The 17,880-nt window shown below is 45.5% G+C and carries 18 protein-coding genes and 1 riboswitch; of the genes, 6 read left to right on the plus strand and 12 right to left on the minus strand.

Features of this window, described 5'->3' with window-relative positions; genetic code table 11:
• The first annotated feature begins 502 nt into the window (after positions 1-502).
• A complete protein-coding gene (locus MTR11_RS00005) occupies positions 503-958 on the plus strand; it encodes an RNA-binding protein (protein ID WP_031780357.1) in 456 nt (151 codons plus the stop codon).
• Here the strand turns inward: MTR11_RS00005 and murI are convergent.
• Genes murI through btuB form a run of 3 tightly spaced genes read right to left on the minus strand, consistent with a single transcriptional unit; the run spans position 921 to position 4,343 of the window.
• Entirely contained in the window at positions 921-1,724 is an 804-nt protein-coding gene (murI, locus tag MTR11_RS00010; protein WP_046874611.1) for a glutamate racemase, read from the minus strand. The two genes, MTR11_RS00005 and murI, sit on opposite strands and share 38 nt — an antisense overlap.
• Before the next feature lie 40 nt (positions 1,725-1,764).
• Positions 1,765-2,448: an adenine nucleotide alpha hydrolase gene (locus tag MTR11_RS00015; RefSeq protein WP_243326842.1), complete on the minus strand. Its 684-nt coding sequence runs from the start codon at positions 2,446-2,448 to the stop codon at positions 1,765-1,767.
• A 59-nt stretch (positions 2,449-2,507) separates the two neighbouring features.
• Positions 2,508-4,343 (minus strand): TonB-dependent vitamin B12 receptor, encoded by a 1,836-nt coding sequence (gene btuB, locus MTR11_RS00020; protein WP_243326844.1) that lies wholly within the window; start codon positions 4,341-4,343, stop codon positions 2,508-2,510.
• 55 nt (positions 4,344-4,398) lie between these two features.
• A riboswitch (cobalamin riboswitch) is annotated at positions 4,399-4,599 on the minus strand.
• A 184-nt stretch (positions 4,600-4,783) separates the two neighbouring features.
• Between btuB and trmA the strand changes: the two genes are divergently transcribed.
• Positions 4,784-5,893 (plus strand): tRNA (uridine(54)-C5)-methyltransferase TrmA, encoded by a 1,110-nt coding sequence (gene trmA / locus MTR11_RS00025; protein WP_033907263.1) that lies wholly within the window; start codon positions 4,784-4,786, stop codon positions 5,891-5,893.
• 68 nt (positions 5,894-5,961) lie between these two features.
• Here trmA and MTR11_RS00030 read toward each other — a convergent pair whose 3' ends face one another.
• The gene (locus tag MTR11_RS00030; protein WP_005378634.1) at positions 5,962-6,327 is read right to left on the minus strand and encodes a YijD family membrane protein; all 366 of its coding nucleotides are present in this window, start codon (positions 6,325-6,327) and stop codon (positions 5,962-5,964) included.
• Positions 6,327-6,968, minus strand: coding sequence for an HTH-type transcriptional repressor FabR (fabR, locus tag MTR11_RS00035; protein WP_005378632.1), 642 nt, complete (start codon positions 6,966-6,968; stop codon positions 6,327-6,329). Before fabR ends, MTR11_RS00030 begins: the two co-directional genes overlap by 1 nt.
• Positions 6,969-7,231: 263 nt before the next feature.
• Between fabR and sthA the strand changes: the two genes are divergently transcribed.
• Positions 7,232-8,662 (plus strand): Si-specific NAD(P)(+) transhydrogenase, encoded by a 1,431-nt coding sequence (gene sthA / locus MTR11_RS00040; protein ID WP_005389689.1) that lies wholly within the window; start codon positions 7,232-7,234, stop codon positions 8,660-8,662.
• A gap of 57 nt (positions 8,663-8,719) precedes the next feature.
• Here the strand turns inward: sthA and dinF are convergent, their stop codons facing one another.
• Both dinF and MTR11_RS00050 read right to left on the minus strand, forming a co-directional pair.
• On the minus strand, positions 8,720-10,069 hold the full coding sequence (gene dinF / locus MTR11_RS00045) for an MATE family efflux transporter DinF (protein ID WP_243326845.1): 1,350 nt from the start codon (positions 10,067-10,069) through the stop codon (positions 8,720-8,722).
• A 55-nt stretch (positions 10,070-10,124) separates the two neighbouring features.
• The gene (locus MTR11_RS00050; RefSeq protein WP_005393777.1) at positions 10,125-10,919 is read right to left on the minus strand and encodes a class I SAM-dependent methyltransferase; all 795 of its coding nucleotides are present in this window, start codon (positions 10,917-10,919) and stop codon (positions 10,125-10,127) included.
• Here MTR11_RS00050 and MTR11_RS00055 point away from each other — a divergent pair.
• Positions 10,902-11,102 (plus strand): hypothetical protein, encoded by a 201-nt coding sequence (locus MTR11_RS00055; RefSeq protein WP_243326846.1) that lies wholly within the window; start codon positions 10,902-10,904, stop codon positions 11,100-11,102. The genes MTR11_RS00050 and MTR11_RS00055 overlap by 18 nt on opposite strands.
• 7 nt (positions 11,103-11,109) lie before the next feature.
• Here the strand turns inward: MTR11_RS00055 and lexA are convergent, their stop codons facing one another.
• Complete coding sequence (lexA, locus tag MTR11_RS00060) at positions 11,110-11,733, minus strand: transcriptional repressor LexA (RefSeq protein WP_005393778.1); 624 nt, start codon at positions 11,731-11,733, stop codon at positions 11,110-11,112.
• 368 nt (positions 11,734-12,101) lie between these two features.
• On the opposite strand from lexA, the gene plsB reads away from it, so the two are divergent.
• Positions 12,102-14,528, plus strand: a complete 2,427-nt coding sequence (plsB, locus tag MTR11_RS00065; protein WP_053807606.1) for a glycerol-3-phosphate 1-O-acyltransferase PlsB — start codon at positions 12,102-12,104, stop codon at positions 14,526-14,528.
• Positions 14,529-14,595: 67 nt separating this feature from the next.
• On the opposite strand, the gene ubiA is transcribed toward plsB, so the two are convergent.
• Positions 14,596-15,450 carry a 4-hydroxybenzoate octaprenyltransferase gene (gene ubiA, locus MTR11_RS00070; protein ID WP_005393780.1) on the minus strand — a complete coding sequence of 285 codons (855 nt, stop codon included), beginning with the start codon at positions 15,448-15,450 and terminating at the stop codon, positions 14,596-14,598.
• Positions 15,451-15,990 carry a chorismate lyase gene (locus MTR11_RS00075; RefSeq protein WP_080955994.1) on the minus strand — a complete coding sequence of 180 codons (540 nt, stop codon included), beginning with the start codon at positions 15,988-15,990 and terminating at the stop codon, positions 15,451-15,453.
• Between the two features lie 161 nt (positions 15,991-16,151).
• Here MTR11_RS00075 and MTR11_RS00080 point away from each other — a divergent pair, with 161 nt between their 5' ends.
• On the plus strand, positions 16,152-16,562 hold the full coding sequence (locus MTR11_RS00080; RefSeq protein ID WP_046874381.1) for a flagellar basal body-associated protein FliL: 411 nt from the start codon (positions 16,152-16,154) through the stop codon (positions 16,560-16,562).
• A 58-nt stretch (positions 16,563-16,620) separates the two neighbouring features.
• On the opposite strand, the gene glpG is transcribed toward MTR11_RS00080, so the two are convergent.
• Both glpG and glpE read right to left on the minus strand, forming a co-directional pair.
• Positions 16,621-17,463, minus strand: a complete 843-nt coding sequence (gene glpG / locus MTR11_RS00085; protein ID WP_005393785.1) for a rhomboid family intramembrane serine protease GlpG — start codon at positions 17,461-17,463, stop codon at positions 16,621-16,623.
• The gene (gene glpE / locus MTR11_RS00090) at positions 17,463-17,783 is read right to left on the minus strand and encodes a thiosulfate sulfurtransferase GlpE (RefSeq protein WP_005378691.1); all 321 of its coding nucleotides are present in this window, start codon (positions 17,781-17,783) and stop codon (positions 17,463-17,465) included. Before glpE ends, glpG begins: the two co-directional genes overlap by 1 nt.
• Positions 17,784-17,880 lie beyond the last annotated feature (97 nt).

Genomic DNA, 17,880 nt, shown 5'->3' on the forward strand with positions numbered 1-17,880 from the left:
TTGACTGTGCTGAATCCGAAGATTCAATGGTCACTTCGTATCATTGAAACCTAATTTGAAACCGAAGTTTCTAATTGGATTATCATCAACGAGTGCCCACACAGATTGATAGGTTTATATTTTTAAAGAGCTTTTCTAACTTATCCAGCAACTTAGTTGCTCGTCGTTAGGGGTGCGTATCTTACTCCGCACCGTGAGAGAGTCAAGCATTTTTTTCAAATTTCTTTTTCTCTCACTTCCGACTCGCTGTGTGACTTTCGTCTCACTCCGTGTCGGTGGATGCGCAGTATAGGGAGTTGAGAAATTAGTACAAGCGTTTTTTGCAAAAAAACTTTCAACAGGTCATTAGTTAGCCAAAAGCGTGATATTTGCATATTTCTTCGTCACATTTGAGACATATCACAGCAATTGGTTGGAAAAACACCAACCATATACGTAAGATTCATGTGTCTATTCTGTTAATGGACAATCGATCTCTTTATCACTATGTGTAGTAATTAAAATGACGTCTAAAAAAAATCTGATTTTATGTGCTGGGCTGGCCGTCGTTGGGGGAATCGTCTTCTCTCAAGTCACCATCCCACCAGCCTTGAGTTTTCTCATTGGTGTTATCGCTACTGCTTTTTTATTTTCATTTTCTAGCCAGACACCTTCTATTCAATCAACAGACTCGGATCCATCAACTAAAACTCTGTATGTCGGCAACCTTCCTTATAAGGCCAATGAGAGTCACGTTCGCGATTTGTTTGCTGAATATGGACAGGTCTATGCAGTACGCTTAATGAAAGATAAGCGCACTGGAAAAAGAAGAGGGTTTGGTTTTGTCGTGATGGCTGCGGCAGATGCCAAGCCAGCTATCGCTAAACTGAATGAAAAGGAATATATGGAGAGAACGCTAAAAGTGAGAATTGCGAACGATCCTAAACACCCGGATGGTGGTAAACCAGAACAGGATTAAAACCTAGCTTCTTTAAACAAATGTTCAGTGCATCTTCCTGCCAAGGAGTTGCACTGGCATAAATCGACTTACTTCCCTCTTCCGTATCCTCAATTTCATCACTTAATAGTAATGCTTTTACTCGACGTGCAATGGCTGCACCCGAATCAATTAAAGTAACGTCCCCACCCAAAGCTTGATGAATTTCCTCTTTGATTAAAGGGAAGTGAGTACAACCGAGCACCGCAACGTCTACTTTATCGCGAAGCGGAAGCAGGATTTTTGTCAGTTCGTCTAGAGAAACGCTGTTGCCTCGCAACTTCTCTTCGGCCATATCCACCAAGCGAGTTGATCCCAACAGCTCAACTGGTTTGCCTTGCGCAAAGTCTCGTATTAACTCGTGAGTATATTGGCGTGTTACTGTCGCCGGAGTGGCGATCAGCCCTACCCCTTTTGATGCCAAAAGCGATGCGGGTTTAATCGCAGGGACAACACCAACAACGGGAATCGATAGATTTTCACGTAAGGAAGGAAGTACTATGGTGCTTGCCGTATTACAAGCAATGACAACAATGTCGACTTGGTGTTCTTCGACTAATGAAGAGACCAGTTGGTTAACTCGTGAAATGAGTACCGCCTGATCGAGTTCACCATAAGGGTAAGCCTGATTATCGAATAAGTATAAGTAGTCAAGATGCGGCAATAGGCGATGTATCTCTTGGAATACAGAAAGACCACCAACACCGGAGTCAAAAACTAGGACTTTTTTCTTACTTGCTACTCGCACGAGCCTTACCTAAAGAACAGAAACGTTGCGATCATACTGCTTAGATTTGTTTTGGCAATGCTTTAGCATGGTATCTTTGATGGCTGAATCTATCTCCAGATTCTACATCTCGCTTCGTCAACTCGATATGTCCTTGAAAAGATGGCGAAGACGTAACCAATGTGTGAAATTCACCATTTTCCCCACAGGGATCAATTTGACTTGGTAATGACTCTATTAGGGCTTTGTCATACCAGCGACCACACCATTCTGGAGAGAGAACTCTTCCGTCGATGGTGATTAACATCGTTTGAATACCACGCTCTATGATTTCCATCGCTAGTTTTTCGCTGCTCTCCCCTAATAGAGGAAAGACGCATTCCCAGCCAACAGGTTCAATATAGCTGCGTCGGTAATCGGCAATGCCATTGCAAAACATATCACCAAATGCGACAGCTTCTATGTTCAGACCACTACTTTGTAATGCATTAACGATGGTTGATTGATAAATGTCGTTACTCGGAAAGACTTCAGGTAGCTCGATAGTAATGAGCGGAAGCGCAAGTAAGTCTGCTTGCATTTGTACGACTTCAAGCGGAGTTGCTTGGAAAGGGACTTCTTTTCCTACGTAAGTCGTGTACAAACCGACAACTTGATAATTTGGATTCTCGTTAAGGCGCTCAAGCGTTAATGTCGAATCTTTACCACTGGACCAACTGATCACCACTCGCTTGGGTTTCTTCATTCGATTTTCCACCACAAAATATTAAAAACCGCCCGAAGGCGGTTTGTGCTCATTCACGATTAGAATTCGTAGCCAACGTTGAGATAGTACGCTCGCTCTGCGGCAGGGTAACCTTTTGCCATCTCATACTCTTCATCAAATAGATTATCGATACGAGCGCTAATAGAGGTCGACTCATTCGGATAGTAAGTCACAGCCGTATCAACCAACGAGTAAGAAGAAAGCGTGATATCTTGTGAAGGCCAAGTGCTGTAATCCACATCTGGACGCTTACCGACGTACTGATAGCTAACCGACCAGTCCACTTTATCGAAGCTCACTAAAGCGTTCCACTTATACATTTCTTTAGCGCGGCGCTGCAACTGATGCCCTTTATCGTCTTCAGCATCTTTGTAATCCGCACTCAACTGGTGCTGCACAATCCCTGTATCAAACTCAGCAACAAGCTCCACACCTTGGATATGTGTTTCACCATCGACATTCAAATATTTATATGTGGTTGGATGGTAATCGATAAGATTCGTGATTTTATAGTCATAACCCGTTACGGACCAAAAAACGCCTTGGACATCACCGCTGAATGCTAGCTCCCAAGCATCTGACTCTTCCGGCTTAAGATCTTTCTCACCGTACGTTGGGTCATACTGTTGATATAGGTTTGGAGCCTTAAACGCAGTACCAAAAGAAGCTTTAACCCCAAACTCTGGCACAAACTGGTAACCAGCCGCTAAACTGTAAGTGAACTCACTACCGTATTCTTCGTTATCATCCAAGCGAGCACTGCCCTCAAGCATTGCTTTATCAATACTAGTTGTTGCCATACCAAACAGAGCGCCATTGGTACGATCAAACGTTTTATTCGCACTCTTGTCTTTATAAGACTCATTACGCCAATCAATACCACCAGCAAACGTCGTATTGTTGTTTAGCAAGTAACTGTTGGTCCACTGGACATTCTGCTGCTCAAGTTCATCTTCAGTACCTGAGTGTTTGCCTTTTGCTTGCTCATAGTTCCAAGACTTCTGTTTCTGTGCCGTTACTTGTAGTTCTGACATTACATTATCAGACTGATACTTACCGCCCAGAGTGACAGAAAGATCGTCTTTTTCTGCTTCGTAGTAACCGCGGCTGCCGTAGCTGCTGTCATATTGATAAACATTTTCGTAAGCACGTAGGTTACCAAATGCAGACCACTGGTCATTGAAGTTATGCACGTAACCTAGCAGACCATTCTTTGTATCAAAGCCATGGCGATCGCCGTCATTAACTCCCGGTACAGGACGAACGTTATAACCATCATCACTTTCACTACCAAGCGCGATATTCAGCTGGCCGCTCTCTGTGACTTTAATGCCAGATGCCACACTCAATTCTTGGTAATCTAAGCTACCTAAACCTGCGCTTAACTTCGTTCCTTCTTCGTCAGCACGCGCAATGGTGATGATATTGATCACGCCACCAATCGCTTCTGAACCATAAAGTGACGCACGCGCACCACGCACGTACTCAATCCGTTGAACGTAAGTAAGTGGGATTTGGTTAAAGTCCACAGCGCCCTTCGCTGCTCGTGCAAAACGTACGCCATCAACCAGTACTAAAACTTGGTCGGAACTGGTTCCACGAACAAATAAAGACGCTAACTGACCACGGCCACCATTTTGTGAAACTTGAATCCCCGTAAGACGACGCAATACATCTGGTAGGGTTTTCGCTTGAATGCGATCGATGTCTTGTCGAGTAACCACTTCGACATCTGCCAACGTACGGCTTTCGGCTTGCTCAAAACGGTTTGCAGTAACAACGATGGTTTCGTCAGTAGAGGTTTCTTGGGCCTGTAGATAAGAGACAGGTGAAAGCAGCGATGCCAAAGTGATCGCCAGTGCGGATTTTCTCATTGTATTGTCCTAAATCGCGTAATTCCTTCCGAGCCCTGTCATCATGACAGTCCAGTGCTATGGCTCAGTTGTTGGCAGGTATTCGGACTCAAGAGCACGGGTGTACCGCCTACTTGCTCGACTTCCCACATAAACTAATGCAGTGTCTGATGAGCGTTCGTTCTCTTTTACCGCTGCGCGTCAGTTCTGGATTCACACCAGATTCCCATTTCAGCCATCTAGATTGCTAGATAGCACCAACTTGAGGCAAATATTATTCAGCTATTGATTATTTGTCCAGCCAATATTGCCCTTACAAGTTGTAACGTTTTGATTGATTTTGCTTTCTACTCTGTCTGTACGCACTATCTTTAAATCAATTCCAGTACAAAACTGGACATCCTATTGAGATTGAATAAAATCTGCGCTCTTAAATTGAATGCACCATAAAAGGTAAGATCATGGCTACTCTTGATGTAAACCCACAACGCTACCAAGAACAACTGGCTGAAAAAGTCGAACGTCTCACGGATATGTTCGCGCCATACAACATGCCAGAACTGGAAGTGTTTGAATCACCAGAGCAGCACTACCGCATGCGTGCTGAGTTCCGTGTTTGGCATGAAGGCGAAGATCTTTACTACATCATGTTCAACCAAGAAACTCGTGAGAAATACCGTGTTGACCAATTTCCTGCAGCAAGCCGTCTGATCAACGACCTGATGCCACTATTGGTTGAAGCGATGAAAGACAACGACTCACTACGTCGTAAACTGTTCCAGGTGGATTTCCTATCGACGCTAAGTGGTGAAATTCTGGTTTCACTCCTTTACCATCGCCAACTTGATGAAGAGTGGATTGAAAACGCAAAAGCCCTTAAACAGCGTTTAAATGATGAAGGCTTTAACCTAAACATCATTGGTCGCGCTCGTAAGATGAAGATTGTCCTAGACCGCGACTACGTGATCGAGAAGCTCGATGTAAATGGTCAGAGCTACATCTACCAACAAGTTGAGAACAGCTTCACTCAGCCGAACGGCAAAGTCGCAGAGAAGATGCTGGAATGGGCGGTCGACTGCACCCAAGAAAGCACTGGCGACCTACTAGAACTTTACTGTGGTAACGGTAACTTCTCGCTGGCCTTGGCACAGAATTTCGACCGCGTCCTAGCAACTGAGCTAGCGAAGCCATCTGTGGTATCTGCACAGTACAACATCGCTGCCAATAAGATTGATAACGTACAAATCTTACGTCTATCAGCAGAGGAATTTACTCAAGCGATCGAAGGTAAGCGTGAATTCCGTCGTCTACAAGATGCAGGTGTGGATCTGAAGAGCTACAACTGCAACACGATTTTTGTCGACCCACCACGTGCTGGGATGGATGTCGATACTTGTAAAATGGTGCAAGGTTACGAGCGCATCATGTACATCTCTTGTAACCCTGAGACTCTAAAAGAGAACTTGGACATTCTATGCGAAACACACAACGTGACGCGTTTTGCTCTGTTTGACCAATTCCCTTATACCCACCATATGGAAGCGGGCGTGCTATTGGAGCGTAAAGCGTAACCCACCGCGTCAAATACAAAAAAAAAGCGAGCTCAATGGCTCGCTTTTTTTAATTTGATTCGTTTTGCTTATTCCGCAGAAGTCTTCTTGCTGACAAAACCTAACTTCTTACCAATCCATGCGAGTAAGATCATTGAAACCATGATCGCAAAGAAGTTTGAGCCTGCTTCTGGGTATTGCGCTTTAATAAACGCAGAGTGGCCAAACGCACCTACGAAGAAACACGCCAAGCCAACTAATGGGATATCTTCTGATACCGGATTATTTAGGTACTCTTGGTAAAGAGCTTGTACAGCCAGTACGAGTGCAATCAATGGGAAGATTGAAAACGATACTTCACTCATGGTCAACCATGACAACAAAGCATCACCACACATACCTGCAACCAGTGCCAAAATCAGCGTTTTCTTTTCAGATTTATTTCCATTCGACATTATTCTATCCCGCCTTTTAATCGGTTACGTTCACGTTCTTTGCGATACCAATAGGCCCCTTTGGCTATCATTCGCAATTGCATGATCAATCGCTCGGCGAGTTCATCGCGCTCACGTCGATCTAAATCTAAAGCTTCAGCCCCCGAACTGAAAACCAAAGTCACAGACGCTTCTGCTTGAGTATACGCCTCTTCTCTGGTCACGCCGGTGCTCATTAAATACTCGGTTAATTCTGCCGCAAAATGCTGGATTTCTCGAGCAACAGCGGTACGAAATTCAGCAGAAGTGCCGGAGCGCTCACGCAACAACAAACGAAAGACGTTCGGACTACTTTCAATGAATTCCATAAAGGTTTCGACCGAGGTACGAATTACGCTACCTTCTTTCACAATACGTTGACGCGCCTGACGCATCAGTTGACGTAGTAGCAAACCGCCTTCATCAACCATGGTTAAGCCTAGCTCATCCATATCTTTGAAGTGACGGTAAAAAGAAGTCGGTGCAATCCCTGCCTCTCGGGCGACTTCTCGCAAGCTAAGGCTGGAAAAGCTGCGATCCGCACTTAATTGACTAAATGCCGCATCGATCAATGATCGACGTGTCTTCTCTTTTTGCTGTGCGCGGATTCCCATCGATTTCATTCTTAACTTGCTCTTTTTCTGTAGGGTACAAGAGCCTCAATATAACGCAATTTGCTCCTACGGAGAAAGATATGTTGCTTCGCTCGCTCTGAGCGCCGAGAACGTTACTATTGGCATGCATCTAATTGCAATGTTCTCGATGCAATTTATAGACATACAACATACCAAATCATCCTTTTGGTCGATTCTGCGTGATCACTTCCACTCTCTAACAGGCATGACGTGTACCAATAGAGTAAATGAGTTAAAATCGCGCTAAAGCAATGTTAAGCAAATATAACAAGGAAGGCATCATGGCGCATGTTAATCACTATGACGTGATCGTAATCGGTAGTGGCCCTGGCGGAGAAGGGGCTGCAATGGGATTAACCAAAGCGGGACTGAATGTTGCCATTGTCGAGAAAGAAAGCAGTGTCGGCGGCGGTTGTACTCACTGGGGTACTATTCCATCAAAAGCGCTGCGTCATGCCGTTAGCCGCATCATCGAATTTAATAGCAACCCGTTATTTTGTCGAAACAACACCAGCGTTCATGCAACATTTTCTGACATTTTAGGTCATGCTAAATCGGTCATTGATAAGCAAACTCGACTTCGTCAGGGCTTTTATGACCGTAACTCATGCACACTTTTGTTCGGAACTGCGCGATTTATCGATAACTACTCAATTGCAGTGATGCAAAGCGACGGTACAGAAGAAATCTATTCTGCGGATAAGTTTGTCATCGCGACGGGTTCTCGCCCGTATCAGCCTAACGACGTAGATTTCTTGCATGAGCGCATCTACGACAGTGATTCCATTTTGAGCCTGAAACACGACCCTCGCCATATCATCATTTACGGTGCGGGCGTTATCGGTTGTGAATACGCTTCTATCTTCCGTGGCCTTGGAGTGAAAACCGACCTTATCAATACCCGCGACCGCTTGTTGGAGTTTTTGGATAACGAAGTGTCAGATGCGCTGTCTTACCACTTCTGGAACAGCGGTGTGGTAATTCGTAATGATGAGACCTATGAAAAAATCGAAGGCACAGAAGATGGCGTGATTATTCACCTACAATCTGGCAAGAAGATGAAGGCGGACTGTTTGTTGTATGCGAATGGTCGAACAGGTAACACCGATAAGTTGAATTTGGGTGCAGTGGGTCTGGAAGCGGATTCTCGCGGACAACTAAAAGTAAACCGTAACTACCAAACCGATATTGAGCACATTTACGCTGTAGGCGATGTCATCGGTTACCCTAGCCTTGCAAGCGCCGCTTATGACCAAGGGCGATTTGTCGCACAAGCCATTACGAAAGGTCAGGCAGAAAACTATCTGATTGATGATATTCCAACAGGTATCTACACCATCCCAGAGATTAGCTCTGTGGGTAAAACCGAGCAAGAGCTAACAGCTGCGAAAGTACCGTATGAAGTAGGACGCTCTTCGTTCAAGCATCTAGCTCGTGCACAGATCGCAGGGAAAGACATCGGCAGCTTGAAGATATTGTTCCATCGTGAAACCAAAGAAATTTTAGGGATTCACTGCTTTGGCGAACGTGCCGCGGAAATTATCCACATCGGTCAAGCCATTATGGAGCAAAAAGGCTCAGCGAATACCATCGAGTATTTCGTCAATACCACCTTCAACTATCCGACGATGGCCGAAGCGTATCGTGTCGCTGCATTGAATGGTTTGAACCGCTTGTTCTAATCTATGCTTCTTGATAGCAAACAGAAAAACAGCAGGCTTGGACCTGCTGTTTTTATATCAACATTGTGCGAGGAAGGTATCCTTACGCCATTGGTAGAGAAAGATAACCCCTAAACCAATACCCCGCATCAACATAAAGCTCGTCATTGCAAACCACAGCGCGTGATTTTCCCACTCGGCGAACAAGTAAAAGACAACGAAGAAACTGCTGGTCGCGACAAACATACTATTGCGCATGTCTTTGCCTTTGGTTGCACCGACAAAAATGCCATCCAATAGAAAGCACCACATCGACGCAAGTGGCATCACCACCAGCCAAGGTAGATACACCGCTGCTTGCTGTTGTACAGCCTCAATTGAAGTGATCATGGCGATCAACTGCGATCCCGCCAAACCAAAGAGCGCGGTCAGTCCTAAGCAAATAGCCAAACTCCAAAAAAAAGTACCGACAAGCGATGCACTCAATTGTTGCCTATCTTTGGCGCCAATCGCCTTCCCGACCATGGCCTCCATTGCATAAGCAAAGCCATCCATGCCATACGAGATAATCATCAGGAAGCTCATCAGTACCGCATTTGCAGCGACAACCTCATCACCAAAGCTTGCGCCTTGGAACGTCATAAAGCTAAAAGCCGCTTGCAGACACAAAGAGCGCAAGAAAATATCGCGATTCAATTTCACGAAGCGCCCTAAACCGTGATGAGTGCTGGTTAGCAACTTTTGAGGTGATGGTAATTGCCTCTCTCGCCAGGTTTTCCAGACACACATGAGACCAAAAACCATGCCTGAGTAGTCAGCAATCACCGATGCCAGCGCAGCGCCTTCTACTTTCCACCCCAAACCCATCACAAACAACAAATCGAGGGCAATATTAGTCACGTTGGTGATGATCACCATCCACATTGGGGCTTTGGAATTTTGCGTTCCGAGCAACCACCCCAACAACACAAAGTTCATTAGCGCAGCGGGGGCACTCCACACTCGGATAGAGAAATATTGCATACCGTAGTGCTTCACTTCAGCACTGGCGTCACTCCAACCAAAGATCAAATCAGCAATCGGGTTATGGGCAATAAGGAAGACTAACGCAAAGAGCAGCGCCATGAGTGAGCCTTGCATAAACACCAAGGCAAGTTGCTTTCGGTCTTCACCGCCATAGGACTGCGCTGCCAACCCAGTAGTCGACATACGCAAAAAACCAAGCAGCCAAAATGTCACGCTGATCATGGTACTGCCCAACGCAACACCGCCCAAATACCAAGCGTGGTCTAGATGACCAATCACCGCAGCATCGACCAAACCGAGCAATGGAACAGTAATATTCGACAGCACCATAGGTATCGCTAAAGCTAAGACCTGGCGATGAACTTGTGGGTTAGATAAAGGAGAGAAGATTGAATTTGTCACAGGCACCTCATCAGTAAGATCGACGAGTGTACCTGAGCGTTTAACGACTAGCCAATTACCACTTGATGTGAACGAGGACTGGCGTGAGGCGATGCTTCAACATTGGAATCTTATTAAGCCAACGCTGCCAAGCTTTCCAACGAGAACAGAATCGATCGAATGGCGAAAAAGCTTTCACCCACTGTGCCCATGGTAACCATTGCAATATCTGTTCTGCGGGCGCTTCAAAGCCATGTGCATAACGATCAGAGCCAAGCTTTTGTCCCCACTTGGTTTCCGTTAAATCTCCTGCCAGCACCATACACAGTTCAGCCGAAACAAAATGTCGACCCAAGGTTTGAATAAATTTCGCGACTTGACGCTCTGTACAATCGAGCAGTGCCATTTCACATAAAATGAGCACCGGTGCTTGCTCTGGAATGGCTAACGTCTCTAGCCACGACATTTCATCCACACTGCCACAGCGATGTTCATAACGTTCATTTTTGTGGAACAAGCGCTGACGCCATACCAAATTTTCCGTCACATCCAGCTCTATCCAATGGCAGCGTCCATTATCCAAACGATAAAAGCGGGTATCCAGCCCAGCTCCGACATTGATAATCCAAGCATCGGGATACTGCTGTAAGAAGTGACTAACCTGCTGGTCACAAAGCTGGGTCAGCGTCACGTGCAGCAATTGCTTCTGCGCAATATCACCACTCAAACAATCCGGCGCCATCTTACAGCTCAAACACGCTTTAGCAGCTATCGGATCGTACACCAAGCCATTGTCGACCATGCTTTCACGGCTACGCAATAACAGTGGTTTTAATAAATGGTTAGGAACTTGATGTTTAGACTGAGACATGGGCATTTCCTGCGCCAGAGAGAAAACATAGACATTGAAATAGATGATAATGAATATCAATTACATTATCAAGCTTATAAATTGCTCAAAACAAACAAGGTCAGGATGATAAGCAAGCTTTTAGAGGAAGTAGAACAAAAAGAAGAGAAAAGACAAAACAGCCCAGAAGAACTGGGCTGCTAAAACACACTTACATCCAATCGGTATTGCGAATAATACCAACGGCTAAGCCTTCAATCGTAAGGTGCTGAGACGTTAAGTCCACTTGAATTGGGGCAAACTCTTCATTCTCAGCATGCAGTAATATGGTTGAACCTTTGCGCTCCAAACGCTTCACAGTCACATCATCATCAACACGCGCAACGACAACTTGACCATCTCTCACGTCTTGGGTCTTATGCACCGCGAGCAAATCACCATCCATAATCCCGATGTCTTTCATACTTTCGCCATTTACACGAAGTAAGAAATCCGCTTGCGGTTTGAACATCGCAGGATCGACTTGGTAATGCGCTTCTACGTGTTCCTGAGCCAATATGGGCTCACCCGCAGCAACTTGACCAATCAAAGGCAAGCCCTGTTCGTCATTAGCGGCAGAGTCATCAAGTAGGATACGAATCCCACGCGATGCACCTGGGATAATTTCAATTGCTTGCTTACGAGCAAGCGCTTTTAGGTGTTCCTCTGCGGCATTCGCAGAGCGGAAGCCAAGCTCACGCGCAATCTCTGCACGAGTTGGTGGCATTCCGGTGTCATCGATTTTACTTTTGATCAAATCGAAGACTTGTTGTTGGCGTGGCGTTAACGGCTTCATGTCTCACCTGTCTTTTTATACAGTTAACTGTGAGTATATCCAGTAAATGCTCAAATGAAAACCCAATTGGTTGTTTTTTAATTTATTTGTGGAGTGCACTTCGTTTGCTGCCCAAGTTCATTATTCATGCGTTTAAAACATCGCCTTTTCAGTTAATCAAAGTAAAGCAACAACTTAGGAGTTCGACTAATTTACAGCCAATAAAATTAAAAGGTTTGACCAGTTTCTGGTATCCTTGCTGCGCTTAAATTTTATCGCCTAGGCTTATTTCTTTTGCCGTACTCATTTCTTTTTCTATAGAAGACATGCAAAGCGGACACTGAAATAAGGTTAGGCCTGTTTGAATACCTATTGAGGCTGTGAACTTTATGTCTTCTGGACAATCATTTTCACGTTCATTACTAAAACTACCTTTATCGGTACTGGTAAAGGGCACCACAATCCCGTCGAACCCGATTGAAGATCTGAATATCGACCTCGCTAAGCCGATTGTATATGCCCTACCGTTCCGCTCGAACGTGGATTTGCTGACACTGCAAAAACAAGCCATGAGCCTTGGTCTGCCTGACCCGCTCAGTCCGCTGGAAATCAATGGCAAAACGCTGAACCGTTTCGTCTTTATCGCTGCGCGTCCAACTGTGATGAACAACGATAATGATGTCCCAACCGACTCTGTCTCTCTGTTCTCTGACTTACTGGAACTGCATAAGCTGGATAGTGAGTTGGACGTTCAAATGATCCCTGCAACCGTGCTTTGGGGTCGTAAACCAGGTAAAGAAGAAAACCAAAAGCCTTACCTTCAGCCAATGAATGGCCCGCAAAAGGCGAAAGCGGTAATAGCAGCAGGACGCGACTGCTTGGTTCGCTTTAGTCCCGTGGTATCTCTGCGTTATATGGCAGACTCTCACGGTACCGACAGCGCAATTGCGCACAAATTGGCTCGCGTGGCGCGTATCCACTTCTCTCGCCAAAAACTTGCGGCTTCAGGCCCAAACCTGCCACAACGCCAAGTGTTGTTTGCTCGTTTATTAAAATCTCCAGCTATTGAACTGGCGATCGCTGACGAAGCCAAGAGCAAAAATATCTCGATTGATAAGGCACGTAAAGAAGCCCACGACATCATGGATGAAATCGCCGCCGACTTCTCCTACGGTCTAGTGAAAAACGGCGACCGCATCCTGAGTTGGCTATGGACAAAGCTGTACCAAGGGTTGCACATCAATAACGCCTCGACTGTGCGTCGTTTAGCGCAAGACGGCCACGAAATTGTGTACGTTCCGTGTCACCGTAGTCACATGGACTACCTACTGTTGTCTTACGTTTTATACCATGAAGGCATGGTGCCTCCGCACATTGCGGCAGGCATTAACCTGAACTTCTTCCCGGCCGGTCCTCTTTTCCGTCGCGGTGGGGCGTTCTTTATTCGTCGTAGCTTTAAAGGTAACAAACTGTACTCAACCATTTTCCGCGAGTATCTAGCTGAGCTGTTTGCCAAAGGCTATTCAGTCGAGTACTTCAGTGAGGGTGGTCGTTCACGTACAGGTCGCTTACTGCAAGCGAAAACGGGTATGCTGGCTATGACCATCCAAGCAATGCTACGTGGTCTAAACCGCCCAGTAACACTAGTGCCGGTCTACATCGGTTACGAGCACGTAATGGAAGTAGGCACTTACGCGAAAGAGCTGCGTGGCAAACGCAAAGAGAAAGAAAACGCAGGGCTTGTACTGCGTACTCTGCGTAAACTGCGTAACTTTGGTTTGGGCTATGTGAACTTCGGTGAGCCAATTCAGCTCAACCAATACTTGAACGAGCACGCTCCTGAATGGACGAAAGACATCGACAGCATGGGTGGTAACAAACCACAATGGATGAACCCTGTGGTTAACGACCTTGCTAATAAGATGATGACACACATCAACGATGCAGCGGCGGCAAACGCGTTGACCTTGTGTGCAACCGCACTGCTTGCTTCTCGTCAACGTGCACTTTCTCGTGACTCGCTGATCAACCAGATTGAGTGTTACTTAAAGCTACTCAAAAACAATCCTTACTCAAGCACCTCCACTATCCCTACCGAAAGTGCCGAGGAGTTGGTCGATCATGCGATTTCACTTGATAAGTTCGTGATTGAAACCGATAGCATGGGTGACATCATTTCGCTGGATCGTAGCCAGTCAATCCTGATGACCTACTACCGCAATAACATCATCCACTTGTTTGCTCTGCCATCATTAATTGCTCAGATGATCATTCGTCAGCGCAACCTTTCGGTAGAAAAGATTCAAGCGAATGTCGCGCAAATCTACCCATTCTTGAAGAAAGAGTTGTTCTTAAGCTATCAAGAAGACGAGTTGGATGAATTGGTCGTTAAAACACTGCATGAGTTTGCCGATCAGAAAATGATTAGCCTCGATGGTGATAAGCTGGAGATCAATCAGTCGAACAACCAGCCTTTGGTTCTGCTAGGTCGTACAATCACGGAAACACTGCAGCGCTACTCTATCGCGATGAACTTGCTTGTTGCTTACCCAGAGCTCGGTAAATCGGACCTAGAACAGAAGAGCCAAGATATTGCTCAACGTTTAGGACGCTTACACGGTATTAATGCGCCAGAATTCTTCGATAAAGGTGTGTTTACCGCTATGTTCAATACGCTCAAACAGCAAAAATACCTCGATAACGATGGTAACTGTGACACGAAGAAAACGCAGCAATTTGCACGATTACTGTTCACTCTGCTTTATCCAGAAGTGAAACTGACGATCGAAGAGAGTATTCATCAACTTCAGTCGTAACCGTTTTACCTTCTTCCAAAATAAGAAAAAAGGCATCCAATCGGATGCCTTTTTGCTATTTCTTCGCTTACCAAAATGCGACCAATAACCCTATCGCTATCACCATGCCAACATAGTTGTTGTTGAGGAAAGCCTTAAAGCACAACTCCCGCTCACGGTGACGAATTAAGTGCTGCTGATAAACAAACAACGACGCTGCAATCAAAAGGGTCCAGTAGTAACTTTGTCCTAATTGGTAGAACTGCCCTAACCAAACCAACATCGCGAGCGTAATCAGTTGCAATACCCCAATGATGAGTTTGTCATGACGACCAAACAAAATTGCCGTCGATTTAATGCCAATCTTTAAATCATCATCGCGATCGACCATCGCATATTGAGTGTCGTACGCAATGGTCCACAAAGCGTTAATTAGGAACACAAACCAAACTATCAGTGGTAGCTCCCCGGTTTGTGCAGCCCACGCCATTGGAATTGCCCAGCTAAACGCCAAGCCTAAAAAGAGCTGTGGAATATGAGTGTAACGCTTCATAAATGGATAAATGAACGCCAACACGATGCCAGCGAAGGATAGCTGAATCGTCAGCGGGTTCATGGTCAGCACTAACAAGAATGAGCTGATACCCAAAACTAAAAATAATCCAATCGCTTCTTTTGCTGTCACTTTCCCTGATGGCAGTGGGCGTTGTTTGGTACGTTTTACATGGCCGTCGACTTTGCGGTCAGCAAAATCATTAATCACGCACCCCGCGCTACGCATTAGGAATACACCCAATACAAACACGATAAATACATCCCAACTCGGCATCCCTTGGGCTGAGATAATTAGCGCCCAAATCGTTGGCCACATCAGTAACAGTGAACCAATCGGGCGATCCATGCGCATCAGTTGCCAATATGCTTTGGCTTTTTCTGCGGACATTTACACTGTCTCCTTAGCGTAAACTGGTGAATTAGATAAGAATAACTCGGCGACCAGCATCGGTTTGTGATTCATCCACAACCTTGAGCGTCGCGCTAACAAACGTCCTTCTGGTACGGCTACCCATCCCATTTGCAAAGAGTCTCGCTCAACGTTGTCTGCGCTGAACACTGTTAGTCCTAATGGGATATCCCCTTGTTGAGCCAAATCATACTGCTGATCAACTAAGGTTGAGCGAGGAATTAATGTCCGTCCGATAACCCAGTTATCATTGTCACCACACAAAATTACCTCTCGCAGTAAGCAATCTTGTTCGGATAATAACTGGCTTTCGTCCTGTTTTAACGTCGCCGCAGTGACGATCTGATTTTGTAGCAATTCTACCGTTAATGCTTGGCAGTGTTGCTTTAAACGACGTGACAAAGACCCTTGCTCTTCAAGCCAGTGCTTGGCAAATTCATTTGGAAATTCGAATTCGTCGGGGTTTTGCCACTCTACTTCCAATAAAGAAGCAAGATAGAGTGATGTTGGCTGATTCATACTAGTATTCAATTGGAGGCTTTATGCGTACAATAAAGCAACAACTTACCGTCCATAGTAATGTATGTAACCGTAAGTTCCGTTATTTGTTATAGACGGCCCATTGTATCAAGACTGAAGCGATTCGAATATCGCGATCCAGAGAAAGAAAAGTTAGAAATATGTACAAACGTTATATAGCCCAAATTATTTTTGCGTTAACCATACTGTTCGCCGCACCAAGTTGGGCTGAAACGGAAGAAGCTGGACCTAAGTTGGCATACTTTACCCTTGAGCCTGATCTCACTACTAACTTTTACACCAAAGGCAAAAAGTTAGGTTATGTGCAAGTGCGCATCGACATCATGGTAATGAGCCAACAAGATTTATCGATTGTTGAGCATCACCAACCTTTGATTCGCGATGCAGTGATTGAATTACTGGGTAAGCAAACAGAAGATACTATTAAGTCCCTTTCTGGCCGAGAAGATCTGCGCAAAACCTTAGTGACGACCCTCAACGAAACACTTTTGCCCGAAACAGGTAAAACCATCATTGCCGATTTGTTGTTTACAAAATACCTTTACCAATAAACCCAAATCGTTTTGAACATAAAAAAGACCGCTCTTGAGCGGTCTTTTCATTTCAGCTTTAGGCTTGCTGTTGGTATTTCATCTTGCCTGAATCAAACAGCGCAATCGCCATCCCCGACAGTAAACCCACTAAGTGAGCGGTGTTTGCAATCGCCATGAACGGCTGCACAAAACCAAGAACTAACCATACCAACATAAAAACGATGATTGGCTTGGGTAGCGTAAGGCCTAAATGTGGCAAGCGGTAACCCAATATCCACAAATAGCCAAGCAGTGCATAGACCACGCCAGACAAGCCACCGAAGTTTGCCCCTTCAACATAGAATTGGCCAGCCCCAGAAAGCGCTGCTGATACTACAAAGAGTTGCAATAGCTTACCGGAACCGAGACGACGTTCGATGTCGCCCCCCAACTGCCACCACCATAGTAAGTTGAACACGATGTGAGTCACTGAAAAGTGCAGTAACGCATGGCTTAGCCATCGCCACACTTGCCATTGTTGTCCCTCAAAGGCTGGGAAGTGCAACAACTTAAACACGCCATTGCCAAAGCCAAACATTTGTAACAAGTAGATGATGGTACACACCGTCATGATCAGCAAAGTCATTGGGCCGGCTTTTGCTTTGACCATGCTCATGATACTCGGGCTAGAATAATGAAAGGTGCTCTTGCGAGTATCGGCAACGTCCCACGAGGCGGCGCTGTATTTTGAATCAGACGGGTTAGCAAGGAACTGCTTAAGTTCGGCTTCCGCTTCTATTTCATGCTGGCTATCAGTCAGCCACAGCGCAAATTGCCCATCCCCTTCTGGCATCATTTCGATGTCAATTTGGCGAGAGGCCATATAATCAATAAAGGCTTGTGCCATACGTGGATTATTTAACGTTACCAATCTCTTCATTAACTTCTCACTATCGGTAGTTCTGCTCGATGCCAGGCTTCAAAGCCACCATCCACACTGTACACCTGTTCAAAGCCTTGGTTAACTAAATATTGCGCCGCACCTTGGCTACTAATGCCGTGGTAACACATCACCAGAATAGGTTGTTCGAACTCCACTTCATCCATAAACGCAACGATCGTATCGTTAGTTAAGTGATACGCGGACTCCGCATGCGCAACGGCAAACGATTGAGGGTCACGGATATCTACAAGCTTCGCATCACCCTGCTCGAGCAGCGCTTGCGCACCTTGTACATCGATATGCTTAAACTGATCCATTTACTTTCTCATTGTCTTATTAATATACCCAAGCAACCTCGAACCTAACGTGCTAATCAGCACCCGTGGTACAGCATAAAATCTATATTTGAAGCCG

The organism is Vibrio sp. CCB-PB317, assembly GCF_022808245.1.
In the GTDB taxonomy this organism is placed as follows: Bacteria; Pseudomonadota; Gammaproteobacteria; order Enterobacterales; family Vibrionaceae; genus Vibrio; species Vibrio diabolicus.